The sequence below is a fragment of the Shewanella sp. BJSY2023SW007 genome (assembly GCF_047314525.1).
Taxonomy (GTDB): Bacteria; Pseudomonadota; Gammaproteobacteria; order Enterobacterales; family Shewanellaceae; genus Shewanella; species Shewanella chilikensis.
In genome coordinates this window covers 93,566-105,867 of record NZ_JBKORL010000068.1, presented here as the reverse complement: position 1 = coordinate 105,867, position 12,302 = coordinate 93,566, and the positions used below count along the sequence as shown (strand labels likewise).

The following is a 12,302-nucleotide window of genomic DNA, read 5'->3' as shown; positions in this document are numbered from 1 at the left end:
GATCGGTTAGTATACTTAGCCACTGATGTGCACCTTCAGTGTCTGAGATATACAAGCCCAACAGCTCCTTTTTTCCTTCTACATTGAGCGCCAGAATGGTGTACACAGCTTTGCTGACAAAGCGGCCATTCTCTTTGATTTTATAGTGAATAGCATCAAGCCAGAGGATGGGATACAGGGCTTCTAAATCACGTTCACGCCAAGCCTGAAGCTCAGGTAGCAGTTTATCAGTAATGGCGCTAATGGTGCCATTGGGGACTTCAATGCCGTAGATATCGGCGATATGGGCACGAATATCCTGATAACTTGTGCCCAGTGAAAATAGCGCAATGATTTTCCGCTCCATCTCATCGGTCAGGTATGTCTGGTTCTTTTTTACAACTTGAGGCTCGAAGGTGCCATCTCGGTCACGCGGAGTATGCAGCTCAAAGCTACCGGTAGCGGTCTTCAGTGTCTTACTGGTCTTGCCATTTCTGCGATTACCAGGCTGCTTATCTTCAAGATGTTGGTCGAGCTCAACATTGAGGGCCGCTTCAGTAAGCTGTTTAATGAGTGGGGTGAGAATACCATCTTTGCCGGTCAGGTCTTTACCTGCACGCAGAGCTTCAATGGCGGCTTCCATGTCGAATGTAGGTTTGGTCATTTGAATATCCTTTTGGGTGTATATTACTCAAATGACACAGATTTATGAACACTACCAGATAACACCTCTTGTTTTGTTAAGTTGACTTGGTTACTTTAAAGGCGGTTCAACCAGTTATAACATGCGGCCACCACAGGGGCGGCTGGCATGCCAATCCCCAAAAAATCAACACAAAAATAATTTAAAAGGAGAACACCATGACTGAAAACAAGCAGTCTAAAATGGATATAAATTTACATGAGATCAACTGTCCAGAATGCGGCGAAATAATGCCGAAAATTCGTATCCCTCAAAATATAAGTCAACTGATGTGGGGTGGTTGGACTTGTCCTAAATGCAATTGCAAAATGGATAAGTTTGGTAAAAAAGTCATCTAATTAAAACAGACTATAACCGAAATACCCATGGCTTCATCAAATCTACACATGAGCTAAGAAAGGTGCGAATAAGTCCTCGGGCCCTAAAAAAACTGCAGGTACACGTTAAGCTGAACTGTAGAAATAAGTAACCAGCCTTACAAATACCCTCGGACGGTTGGGCTTAAAAGTGGTGGCAAGTATCTGTTTAAAGTCCTAAGCCGCGCGTTAACACCCTCTTGCGACTAATACAACTTACACTACCTTCTGCGCCTCACTATAAGACACTTGCCACCATTTACCTGACTATGACTTCGTCATACTGGCTTGTTTCAAGCCAATACGCTTGCCCAACCAGACACCCAAGCCCAGTGGCGCAAAGAACACTACCAGCAAGAACAGCACGATATAGAGGATTAGGCTTTTAATCACGTCGGTGAGCTCTTCAAACACCTGAGTCACAGTACGTTGCACCAGCGCATCGGCTTCTTTGGTCACGGCCTGGCGCTCCCTATCCACCATCTGCTCCAGCGCAATGCGTTCACGTTCCACCATTTTTTCCAATGCCAGACGTTCGACCGACAGTTGCGCGAGATTGCGCTCGGCACTAGCATCCAACTGTACCAACAGCGGCGTCAGCTCGCGGCGCAGATCCACTGCCAGCTCAGACATTAACTGCGGGCTTTCATTCATCAGCTTCTGAAATTTAGCCGAGGTTTCGCTGATATCTTTTAGGGTTTGCTGTACCTCTTTTGAGTTGATGTTGGAGTGAAGGGCAAACAGCTCTGCCTTCCAGCCAAGCAGTTTTGGCGTTTGACTCGCCAGCATGGCCATACGGTCAGACATATCGCTCATCACCTCAGGCACACTGCCGAAGGTAGTCACAGCATCAAACTCACCGATCTTACGGAAGCTCAACCAGTCGTTAAACGCGGAGACCCGTGGAAAGCTAATATCAAACAGCGGGTGGGCCATGGTATATTCGCGGATAAACTGCTGATTGGCAGTAAAATCGGCTTTACTCATCAGCCCTTGCATGCGGCGCTCATAATCAGCCAACAGTTGCTGACTGGTGTTGGCTGCCAGTTGCGTTTGCTCGCCAAACAATGCCTTACCATTACCAGAGTCAAAAAACTGGGCCATCTGTGCAGTAAATGCCCAAGTGTCTATCATGGCGGCTACCGGCGACACCTGAAAAATGGTTTGTCCCAGTGTTTGTTCGGCATTAATTTTCCACATCAAGGCATTGGATTTGCTCTGCAGATCATCAGAGCGTAGTAGTATCAGATCGGCGCTCTGCTCTACTCCGGCAAAAAAGCTGCTGGCATATTCCCGGGTAAATACCCGCATGCTCAACTGCTCCTGCGGCAGCGGCTCAATACCGCTTTCCAATTTCACCTCAAGCAATGAACAACCCGAAACCAGCAACGACAGACAAAGAACCAAACCCCAGGAGGATAAACTACGCATGGCACTCCACCAATACAGACAATAATAAGGAAAAGAGGATCTTACCATTTTGCCGACTATTGCCGCCGAAGATAACCTAAAACGTGAGTAGACTCACAGCCCGCAAACAATTAAAAAAACAATATGATTGAGGATATTTTAAGCGGGTGTTAACGGTCCACTCGATGACCAAGGTTAACCTTGGCGGATACAGAAAACTAATGCAATAACGCAAACAATAGCAATATACCAATGGCAATAAACAAGTTGGTCTTCCAAAAGGCATTTTGGGTTACCGTTTGCCGAATCAATACCCCGCTCCCCCTCAACCAACCGGCCCAACATCCGGCGATCAATGCTTGTAGCATCAAAATAGTCCCCACCAACATATAGGTCAGATCCAACCAACCCTTGGATTGAAACATAGAAGGCAACAGCAGTAATCCAACAATGCCCGCCAAGGCCGCCCAACTGCAACCCACCAGCAATGCCAACAAAGAAGACAATAAAAATCCCTTAAATCCTTGCATCACACTCTCCTTGTTTTCGATAAAATTGCTTCCCTTTAGCCTGTAGTATTTTTTATCTATCCCTATGGAGAGCGTAAGTATCACACGAAAATCAAGAACTCACGTTGAGATAAATAGCATTGGAATCAGGCTGGTTGAAAATACTGACAGCTGGTTGCAAAATGCCATCGTCGCTTCTCCAGTGTTCGCAGTAGTAAGTTCTTGCAGCGTCCCTACCGGCCCAGGAAATAGTTTTCCAAATTCAGCGGTAAGCCTGGGCCAGTTATCATGATGGATATTCACCACACCTACAGCTTGGCGCTCTTTTCACTAATAGCGACACGTTTATCATTGCGAATACACCGCCAGGCATAATCCATGCATTCAAGATAATTCTTTAACGAAAATGCAATACCATTGGTTGACTAGGCGATCAATCGCATTCATTCCCAATAAAGGGGTATTCTGAAAATACAAGCCAATCATTTAAATATTTATTTTTTAGACGTAGCCACATTCCTGCCAAAATAAAAATTCAAGTCAGCAAAAAATATTTAAACTTATAGTGATTTAATAAAGCATTCAAACTTTTCAACCACCTCATCTTTATTATATTTAGAAGGTAACTCCTTAATAAATCTCTCAGGATGATTCAGTGCGTCTTCAATTCTAATGCCTAGATCCTCACCTTCTTTAACCAATCCCGCAAAGTCTTCTCCTAATACCTCAAGTGGACCTACAGCTTCTGTCGCTACAATAGGAATTCTAAGTGCCATGGCCTCAAGCAAAACATACCCCATAGACTCAAACTCTGAACACAACACAAGACACTTAGCTTTCTTCATGATATTCCATGGATTTTTAAGCTCACCTAAAAAATGTACGCGATGACTAATATCACATTGATCGAGTATTCTGTGCAATTTACGGGTAATAGGACCATCATGCTTAGGCTCAGCCCCGACAAAAACCAAGTCCGTTGAATGATGTAATTCTTTGTTATCAATATAAGTTTTTAACAGTAAATCCTGACGTTTCTCTGGTGCAATCCGACCAACATGTAAAATGAAATTTTCTGGTAAACTCATAGTCAAAGGTTCATTAGCTTTGGCCTGAATTACAGCAGGTTCAAAAGGATTTGGTATATGTTTTACTGGATATTTAATAAACCCATTAATCTCATCACCAAGTTTTTTAGAAATAAAAACAACCTTCCTGCGACCTAGAGAAAACTTTACTTTAACAAGTTCCTTGAACTTACTTACTAAAGATTTATTGCATTTGAACTTATACAAGGGATCACCATGAATAATAGAAACAACCCCTTTTACCGGAGCGTAACGACTTGCGGCATTATTCACAAGAACCATCACTTCTCCCTTAACAACGGAGCGCTTAAAAAGCAAAAGTTTAATCTTGCTAATTTTCTTAACATTGACCCATGATGACCAACATTCCAAATCCGTTTTATTTTGCTCACCTAAATTCCAAACTTCAACTTCATTACCTCTGGCAACCAACTCTTTCACTAATATCAATGTTGCCATTTCAACTCCACCTGGAGATATATGCCTTACCACGAAAATATACTTCATTACACTTAACTATTCAAATGAGATTCATTAACAACAATACTAAACTCTCTGCTACAACTCTAGCCTGACTAAAACTGGTAGCTAAAGGTAGAAGGATTTCAAATCCTGCTCAATTTAAGACAGCCACCATCAAAAGTGAATTAATATTTTAAATCAATTCAAAAGCACCTCAAAAACTCATACAACAACAAGGAAACCCAAAAAAACAAAAACATAATCAAAACATTTAATTAACACAAAACATTTTAAAACACTTATTCACGCCTGCAACCACCCAGCGGACAAGTTGCATCACAAAACAGCAACAAATACCAAGACGAATAAGCGAATATAGAACATCCTAAACACTTTCCGAGCAGCAAGAAGCACGCTATTGGGAGTCAGTCTCTGATAAATAACGACAGTTTTATGGAAATGAGATTCTCTGAGACGCTCACTTTCGGAGGTTCATGACAAAGCGACGGAACAGGGCGATGTTTTCCACCGCGTCTTCAAGTGTGATACGTGAGTTATCTTCTTTAAAGAGAACATCCAACACGCAATGCTGGCTGTTCTCAATCCGCCAGTACTGGCGGATGTAGTGGCTGCGCTGCTTCAGCAATAGCATCAGCATCAATGAAGTCGTTCTTGTTACCTTTGACGTAGGGCTTTACATACTGCGGAGGGATAAGTTTGACTTGCTAAATCGATACCGAGTACTTGAATAAACATGATGATCTACCTCCTGTCCAAATCTAATCTCAGCATAATTGCTGAGGAGGGGGCAGACCATCACATTAGGCCAAACATGATTTGTTTGGCTTTTTTATTGTAAATGATATTAATCCAAGTCTTTCAGTGGCCAAAGTACAATATGATCTTCAAGATCCCTGACTTTAGTTTCACTCAATGTCTTATCTTTCACCGACATCCCCACTTCATGCATAGCATTCTTGGAACCGGTCAAGAGCGGATGCCAGGCGGGTAATGGTCGCCCCTTATACAAACGCCGGTAAGCACAACTATCCGGTAGCCAGTCCAACTCTCCGATATTATTCGCCGTCACCGCAGTACATTGGGGAACAAATTCAAAGCGCTTTTCATAATGAATACAGCTGCAATCTTTATCAGACAACAACTTACAAGCCGCGTTAGTATAGTAGAGTTCATCGGTTTCATCATCGATGAGCTTATTGAGACAACATTTGCCGCAGCCATCACAGAGAGACTCCCATTCATCGGGAGTCATTTCGGCCAGGGTCTTGGTTAACCAAAAGGACATAAACTTGTTGATTCGTTCTTGAAAACTTGCGTGAACGCTATTTTACACTAATTTGAGGGTGGATACTTGATCCGTTCGGAAAGATAGGCCGCCGCCAAAGCAAAATAATCTGAATCCTGCCAGCTTCGCAATGCGCGATAATTCTGATACACGAGATAGTGTCGACCACGTTTGCCATCGGGCATAATCAATGACACTTGCATATCAGTTCTGCCTGGCAGATCACTGCCATCGTAACGACGAACGCCCAATTGCTGCCAGTGACTGAAGCTCGCCTGATAACCTACACCCAGTTGGTCATTCTCTATCGACTCTGGTGCTTTAACCTGACGTCCCCAGGTTTGGGTGTCATCCCAGCCCGCTTGCTGCAGGTAGTTAGCCACAGATGCCAAACCGTCAGCGAAACTATTCCAGATATCAACCTTGCCGTCGCCATCGCCGTCGCTGCCATATTGTAGATAGGCACTTGGCATCAGCCCTAAAGGTCCCATGGCGCCAGTGCTGGAGCCCTTGAGCTCATTTGATTCAAGCGATTGTGACGCGAGGATTTTCAGTGCCGAGATAAACTCATTGTGATAAGCCTCTTGCCCCTCATAGGCCAGTGACGCTGTCACAGACAGCACAGGATAACTCCCTTGCTGATTGCCAAAATCCGACTCGAGTCCCCAAAGCGCCAAAATAAACCTGGGTTGCACCCGGTATTGTTTGCCCAGCCCAAGCAACAGCGGCCGATACTCTTCAGCCAATACTCGCCCCTTGACCACCATCTCTTCATTGATAATCCGGGGAATATAGTGTTCTAAATCCTGCGGTGGCTTCGGAATGGCTTTATCATCATTGGAGGCCTTTTTAAACAGTTTTATTTGGCTGAAGGCCTTATCCAATGTGAGTTGATCTATCCCTTGCGTTGCCGCGTCCTGTTTTAATATATCAAGATACTGCTCGAAACTGCCCTCAGTCGCCACGCAAACATTGGGCAGCGCCACACCCAGCAGTGAAATAAACACCAGGGAAAATCTATCCATAAACCGCGTTATTCCTTAAGCAGAGTGATCATCCAAGCCCTTGCTAACTCTCAGCTCCTTCAGCATATCCACCTGAGGCGGCGGCAATTGCAAATAATAGCCCTTTTCTGCCAGGTCTGCTTTTACCTTGTTAATATCAGCAATGCCCAGTTGTTGCCTTTTCTGCAGCGGCAATAGCATTACCAGTTGTGGCGGCCCAAATACCTGCATCAAGGGAGCAGGTACATCATCAAACTGGCCTTTCTTGTTAACGAATAAATAGGTGTCGGCTTTTTTCAGGCTTTTATAGACAGCACAGATCATAATTGTATCAATTTCCATGGGTTCAAACTTGCCACTCATCGGGGCACACTATAACATGGACGCCTTGGAATATAACGCTGTCACGCAATCTGACTGTTCATTTTCTGGAGAATGATGCCGGGATGCCAAAACCTAGTCTAGAGCTAAAAGGCTCTTCTTTTACGCTCTCTGTACTTCACATCAATACCCCTGATCTGGGCGCCCTTTTCAAAGAGCTCGATGGCAAGCTCGCCCAGGCTCCGCAGTTTTTTATCAATGCCCCATTGGTGCTTAACCTGAGTCAAGTTAGCGACACTGATATAGATCTCAAAGGACTGCGCCAGGGACTAACCGACAGAAAGTTGGTGATTGTTGGGGTAACTGCAACCGATAAGGCTCTCAATGAAGCCGCCAAAGCTCAGGGATTAGCCAGTATCAAGGCGGGAAAGCAATCAGAACTGCCACCGCCTCCCCCGAGAATCACCAAGATAGTGAAACAAAACGTGCGTTCCGGGCAACAAATATACGCCAAAGACGGTGATTTAATCGTTTTTGGCGCTGTTGGGAATGGCGCTGAAGTCATTGCTGATGGTAGCATTCATGTATACGGGGCACTGCGTGGTAAAGCCATGGCGGGAGCCAGCGGCGATAAACATGCCGTGATTCTGGCCCAGTCCATGGAAGCTGAACTGGTTTCAATTGCGGGACAGTATTGGTTGACTGAAAACCTGCAGCAACACTGTACCGCCAAGAGTGGTTGTATCAGGCTCAGCGGTGAGTCATTAATCGTTGAATCGCTGCCCGGATAAGGCAGATGGAAAGGATAAAATAGAACATGGCACAAATTATTGTTGTCACCTCAGGTAAAGGCGGTGTGGGCAAAACCACATCGAGCGCGGCTATCGCTACCGGCTTGGCGCTCAAAGGACATAAGACTGTCGTTATCGATTTTGATATTGGCCTTAGAAATCTGGATTTGGTCATGGGCTGTGAACGCCGGGTTGTTTACGACTTTGTCAATGTCATCAACGGTGAGTCCAATCTAAATCAAACACTTATCAAAGATAAGCGCTGCGATAAACTGTTCGTTTTACCGGCATCCCAGACCCGGGACAAGGATGCCCTGACCCGAGAAGGTGTCGGCAAGGTACTCGATGATTTGAGCAAAGACTTTGATTACATTATCTGTGACTCCCCTGCAGGTATTGAAACCGGCGCCATGATGGCACTCTATTTTGCCGATATCGCCATAGTAACAACCAACCCTGAGGTTAGCTCGGTCAGGGATTCAGACAGAATTCTAGGCATGCTGCAAAGCCGTAGCCGCCGTGCCGAACAAGGGCTTGAGCCTATCAAGGAATATCTGCTGCTGACCCGCTACTCCCCTGCCAGGGTGAAAACCGGCGAAATGCTTAGTGTGGAAGATGTACAGGAGATCCTGGCAATAGAACTGCTTGGAGTTATTCCTGAGTCCCAGGCAGTGCTCAAGGCTTCCAACTCTGGCGTGCCGGTGATCATAGATCATGACAGCGATGCAGGGCAGGCCTATGAGGATACAGTGGCTCGTCTGCTGGGTGAAGAGCTTCCGCTACGCTTTGTCGCGGAAGAAAAGAAAGGATTCCTTAAACGAATATTTGGTAGCTAAATTATGTCATTACTCGATTATTTCAGAAGCAGCAAGAAAAGCAGCACCGCGGCAACCGCCAAGGAACGTTTGCAGATCATCGTTGCCCATCAACGCGGTGAGCGCGGGGCACCGGATTACTTTCCGCAGATGAAGCAGGAGATAATTGAAGTGATCCGCAAGTATGTGCACATCTCTGAAGAGCAGGTATCTGTGCAGTTGGATCAGAACGATGACAACTTGTCGGTACTCGAACTCAATGTGACTCTGCCGGAACGCCCCTGATTAAAGGGCAAACCCTTATAAATAATGCCGTTTCTGTAAAGAGACGGCATTTTCTTATCTGGTCATTGCCAATACAACTCGCTCTGCCAAACACTGATTGCAACCCACTCAAAAAGCTATTTAATGATGGTTTCAGTAAAAAGCAATTTTGGATAACGGCCGACAACACCCATAAAAAATCCGATGAGTCTGTATCATCGGATTTCAGTTTCAGCTTTGCCAGAGCAGCATTTGATTTATCCCTGGGGATCAGCGCCTGGCAACCGGCACTTCCAACATAGCCATAGCAGCCACACTGGATTCCAGAGGTTTACCTTCAAAACGAGCCTGGAAGCTGTACCCCTCAGGGCCAATTCGCTCAAGTGTCTTGGCCGGTACCTTGAACATCACCTTCAGTGTCTGCCCCGGCTTAACGCTGATATCTCTGATTGCTTGAGTGAACATCATTTCGTCTGACCAAGCCCAGACTCGCTGTTCCTTGTCATCCACCAACCAAAGATCCGCCGTCATCCCAGAATTGAAGCGAATCCCAATCGGGTATTCTTTGGGATTATGGATCTCCAGCATCACCTGCAAAGGTTGCTTGTCGACCACATCGCTAAATGTCAGCTTACCTTCAAACAGTGCCGGTGTCGGCGCTTTTTTGATGGTACCAAAGTGCAGTGTCAGCATTCTGAGTTCCTCCATCCCTGTCGGGCTCTTTTGAGGCACAGGCTGAGTAGTTGCGGCATTGGAGCCGCTGCAACCAACAAGTGCCAAGACCGCTAGCAAAGGCAAAACGGCGCGCATCAATTACCTCCTCCAAGTTTCTTGAAGATGCTTTCTTTAAGCTTGTCTTTCACCTTCTCGGTCTCTTCCTTGAGCTTGGAATCAAACAATGCCTGAGTATCGAGCGCAAATTTAGGTTCCTGGAATGAACCAGAAATCATCAACGGGATTTCAACACCGGCCAGATCATTCTTGCCTTCGCCGCCCTGTCCCTTGAGGCTACCGACCACTGAGGTTTTCAGCTTATAGTCCAACTGTTCACTGATAAGGTTGGCACTACCTGCACCCGCCAAGCGAATAAGTGGTGATGCCATAGCGAGATCCGGGTTGTTGGCCACACCATTTTTCAGACTGAAACTGCCGGTCAGACTGGAAAAGTCTGTCTTGCGTTCACCCTCGTCCTGAGCCGACAAATCACCTTTAAGCTTGGCTTGGGCACTGCGGATCATATATGGGATATTCACCCCATAGAGCGCACCATCACTGATTTCAAACTTACCGTTGGCATCCAAGTTCTGCTTGATATTATCCGGGATCAAGCTCTTGCCTTTACCTTTGACACTAAACGCAGTAGCTCCGGCAAGAATTTTCAAATCGGCCGCATCCTTGAGCAGAGGTTGAATTTTGACGCCGCTAAGCTGAGTATCAAAATTGTAGCTGGCGACCTTGTTGCGACCGTCAAGCTGCGCCTTGGTCATCAGTTTGCCCTGATACAAATCAGCGCTGAGCTGCTTCATATCCAGCACGCCATTGGTCAGAGCCAGATCCATCTGCCAGTTTTCAGTGGTCAAGCCGGCAACCTTAATGGCCTTAACAGCAAGATCCATGGCGAAATTGACCTGTTTCATCGCGCTCAAGTCTGGTTCACTGCTGGCCTTGGCGGCCGTTGCCGATTCAGTAGTTTTGGCGGCGGCTTTATCTTCTTCTCCGGCAGGCAGTAACTTGTCGAGATCTATTTCCCCCAAAGCCAACTTGGCTTTCACATCCGGTATCTTGCCGCCGAAAGCCACTTTAAGATCCCCTTTGCCTTCAATATCGGCCACCTTGAGACTGCTCAATACCAGCTCGGCGTTTTGACGATTAAGATCCAGTTTTACATCAGCATTCAGGGCGGCGCTCAGGCTTCCGCCGGGCATACTCTTGCCTTCAACGCGATTTTCAATGGCAAAGCCGGTGATCTCCAACTGCTTCATGTCCGCTGAAATCTTCAATTGCCCTTTACCCTCGCTGGCAATTTTCATCTCCGACATATTGCCACTGAACTTATAAGCCAGAGGCGCAAATTTACCCAGCGAAAACTCGCCCAAGGTCAGAGACTCAAGCACAAAGGTTTGATCACTGCCACTGCGCTTGTCGAGCAGATGAATCTGGGTATTGGTGATATTGATGCCACCGATATTGAGACTGGCCAATCCCTGAGCGCTGCCTTCGGTATTCTTGGGTTGCTCTTTGGCCGTCCCTGTGTCACCACTGAGCCCATCCAGACTGGTGCGGCCGTCTTTCTGGGTAATGAGATCCAGTTTCAAACCATCGAGGTTTAATTGGGCAATTTCCACTTCTTTACGAAACAGTGGCATCAAGGCCACTTCAGCGACAACCTGGTTGACCGCCAACATCTGTTTTTCATCAAACCCATCCGGGTTACTCAGGCTGATACCGCCCAATTCAATTCCCAGAGTCGGGAAAAAAGTCCAGTTGAGATCCTGACTAATGACCAATTCACGCCCTGTCTGTTTTTTTACCGCATCGACAATCTGAGGTTTAAAGTCGTTGGGATCAAACAACAAGGTCAAATACAGAACCAGACCGAGAAACAATACCGCGAAAATACCCAGTATCCACTTAACCACTTTCATAATAGTTTCCTTGTTCAACAATAAGGACTAAGGCGCTTGTTCAACTGATAAAGGCCATATTCAGGGGATTTTGACTAATTGCGATGCCATTATCGTCAGCATAAAGCATCATTCCGGGGGTTATCTGCACATCTCCGATGTAAAGTGCACAGTTTATTTCTCCTGCTCCCTTGCGCTCGGTTTTAATGGGGACTGGCGCCAGAGCCTTTACCCCTAGCGGCATAGTTGCCAAGGTGGCAACATCACGCACAGCGCCGTAGATCACCACTCCCTGCCAACCATGGTCAACAGCACTCTGGGCAATGAGATCCCCCATAAGGGCCTTGGCGGTAGAAGCGCCACCGTCCACCAACAGTACTTTACCCGTACCATCGGTTGCCAACAGCTGTTTCACCTTGGAATTATCCTCGAAACACCTGACGGTAACGATTTCGCCCCAAAAAATCGATTTGCCACCAAACTGACGAAAGACAGATGGCAGCAACGTGAGATCATTTTCATAATGATCAAAGAGATCCGGTAACAAATCCAGCATAGAGGCCTCCGTGCAAATACTGCTTTCTAGGTTAACGCCCTTATCCTGTCACCACAAGTTCCATGATAGCAGAACAGTTGTCTCCAGATTTATCTCATCCAATAAACGGTGAAA

General features: G+C 46.2%; 14 protein-coding genes and 2 pseudogenes. 4 read left to right on the top strand and 12 right to left on the bottom strand.

Annotated elements, in window-relative coordinates; genetic code table 11:
- On the bottom strand, nucleotides 1-643 hold a 643-nt coding region (locus ACMHXE_RS10795; RefSeq protein WP_413732233.1), incomplete at its 3' end, for a transposase.
- Nucleotides 644-840: 197 nt separating this feature from the next.
- Between ACMHXE_RS10795 and ACMHXE_RS10790 the strand changes: the two genes are divergently transcribed.
- Nucleotides 841-1,020, top strand: a complete 180-nt coding sequence (locus ACMHXE_RS10790) for a hypothetical protein (RefSeq protein WP_165565012.1) — start codon at nucleotides 841-843, stop codon at nucleotides 1,018-1,020.
- Nucleotides 1,021-1,305: 285 nt separating this feature from the next.
- Here the strand turns inward: ACMHXE_RS10790 and ACMHXE_RS10785 are convergent, their stop codons facing one another.
- The 8 genes and pseudogenes from ACMHXE_RS10785 to ACMHXE_RS10750 all read right to left on the bottom strand — a co-directional run bounded on the left by ACMHXE_RS10785 (nucleotide 1,306) and on the right by ACMHXE_RS10750 (nucleotide 7,141).
- Entirely contained in the window at nucleotides 1,306-2,469 is a 1,164-nt protein-coding gene (locus ACMHXE_RS10785; protein WP_413732231.1) for a chemotaxis protein, read from the bottom strand.
- A gap of 197 nt (nucleotides 2,470-2,666) precedes the next feature.
- Nucleotides 2,667-3,062: a hypothetical protein gene (locus tag ACMHXE_RS10780; RefSeq protein ID WP_157822709.1), complete on the bottom strand. Its 396-nt coding sequence runs from the start codon at nucleotides 3,060-3,062 to the stop codon at nucleotides 2,667-2,669.
- A gap of 41 nt (nucleotides 3,063-3,103) precedes the next feature.
- Nucleotides 3,104-3,376 (bottom strand): annotated as a pseudogene (locus ACMHXE_RS10775) (hypothetical protein); the annotation flags it as partial.
- A 141-nt stretch (nucleotides 3,377-3,517) separates the two neighbouring features.
- Nucleotides 3,518-4,504: a glycosyltransferase gene (locus ACMHXE_RS10770; protein ID WP_165565010.1), complete on the bottom strand. Its 987-nt coding sequence runs from the start codon at nucleotides 4,502-4,504 to the stop codon at nucleotides 3,518-3,520.
- Between the two features lie 484 nt (nucleotides 4,505-4,988).
- Nucleotides 4,989-5,147, bottom strand: a pseudogene (locus ACMHXE_RS10765) (ISAs1 family transposase); the annotation flags it as partial.
- Nucleotides 5,148-5,372: 225 nt separating this feature from the next.
- On the bottom strand, nucleotides 5,373-5,813 hold the full coding sequence (locus ACMHXE_RS10760; RefSeq protein WP_101057694.1) for a YcgN family cysteine cluster protein: 441 nt from the start codon (nucleotides 5,811-5,813) through the stop codon (nucleotides 5,373-5,375).
- 47 nt (nucleotides 5,814-5,860) lie between these two features.
- Nucleotides 5,861-6,838, bottom strand: a complete 978-nt coding sequence (locus tag ACMHXE_RS10755; protein ID WP_101057696.1) for a lytic transglycosylase domain-containing protein — start codon at nucleotides 6,836-6,838, stop codon at nucleotides 5,861-5,863.
- 15 nt (nucleotides 6,839-6,853) lie between these two features.
- Nucleotides 6,854-7,141, bottom strand: coding sequence for a YcgL domain-containing protein (locus tag ACMHXE_RS10750; RefSeq protein WP_101057709.1), 288 nt, complete (start codon nucleotides 7,139-7,141; stop codon nucleotides 6,854-6,856).
- 122 nt (nucleotides 7,142-7,263) lie between these two features.
- Here ACMHXE_RS10750 and minC point away from each other — a divergent pair, with 122 nt between their 5' ends.
- The 3 genes from minC to minE are packed head-to-tail and all read left to right on the top strand — an operon-like array spanning nucleotide 7,264 to nucleotide 9,029.
- Complete coding sequence (minC, locus tag ACMHXE_RS10745; protein ID WP_413732228.1) at nucleotides 7,264-7,929, top strand: septum site-determining protein MinC; 666 nt, start codon at nucleotides 7,264-7,266, stop codon at nucleotides 7,927-7,929.
- 26 nt (nucleotides 7,930-7,955) lie between these two features.
- Nucleotides 7,956-8,765: a septum site-determining protein MinD gene (gene minD, locus ACMHXE_RS10740; protein WP_101057699.1), complete on the top strand. Its 810-nt coding sequence runs from the start codon at nucleotides 7,956-7,958 to the stop codon at nucleotides 8,763-8,765.
- 3 nt (nucleotides 8,766-8,768) lie between these two features.
- The gene (gene minE, locus ACMHXE_RS10735) at nucleotides 8,769-9,029 is read left to right on the top strand and encodes a cell division topological specificity factor MinE (protein ID WP_039033258.1); all 261 of its coding nucleotides are present in this window, start codon (nucleotides 8,769-8,771) and stop codon (nucleotides 9,027-9,029) included.
- Nucleotides 9,030-9,278: 249 nt separating this feature from the next.
- On the opposite strand, the gene ACMHXE_RS10730 is transcribed toward minE, so the two are convergent.
- The 3 genes from ACMHXE_RS10730 to ACMHXE_RS10720 are packed head-to-tail and all read right to left on the bottom strand — an operon-like array spanning nucleotide 9,279 to nucleotide 12,188.
- Nucleotides 9,279-9,818: a BsuPI-related putative proteinase inhibitor gene (locus tag ACMHXE_RS10730; protein ID WP_224866539.1), complete on the bottom strand. Its 540-nt coding sequence runs from the start codon at nucleotides 9,816-9,818 to the stop codon at nucleotides 9,279-9,281.
- The gene (locus ACMHXE_RS10725) at nucleotides 9,818-11,653 is read right to left on the bottom strand and encodes an AsmA family protein (RefSeq protein ID WP_413732225.1); all 1,836 of its coding nucleotides are present in this window, start codon (nucleotides 11,651-11,653) and stop codon (nucleotides 9,818-9,820) included. The genes ACMHXE_RS10730 and ACMHXE_RS10725 overlap by 1 nt, the downstream gene beginning before the upstream one ends.
- A 40-nt stretch (nucleotides 11,654-11,693) precedes the next feature.
- On the bottom strand, nucleotides 11,694-12,188 hold the full coding sequence (locus ACMHXE_RS10720) for a putative 4-hydroxy-4-methyl-2-oxoglutarate aldolase (RefSeq protein ID WP_413732223.1): 495 nt from the start codon (nucleotides 12,186-12,188) through the stop codon (nucleotides 11,694-11,696).
- Nucleotides 12,189-12,302: the final 114 nt, after the last annotated feature.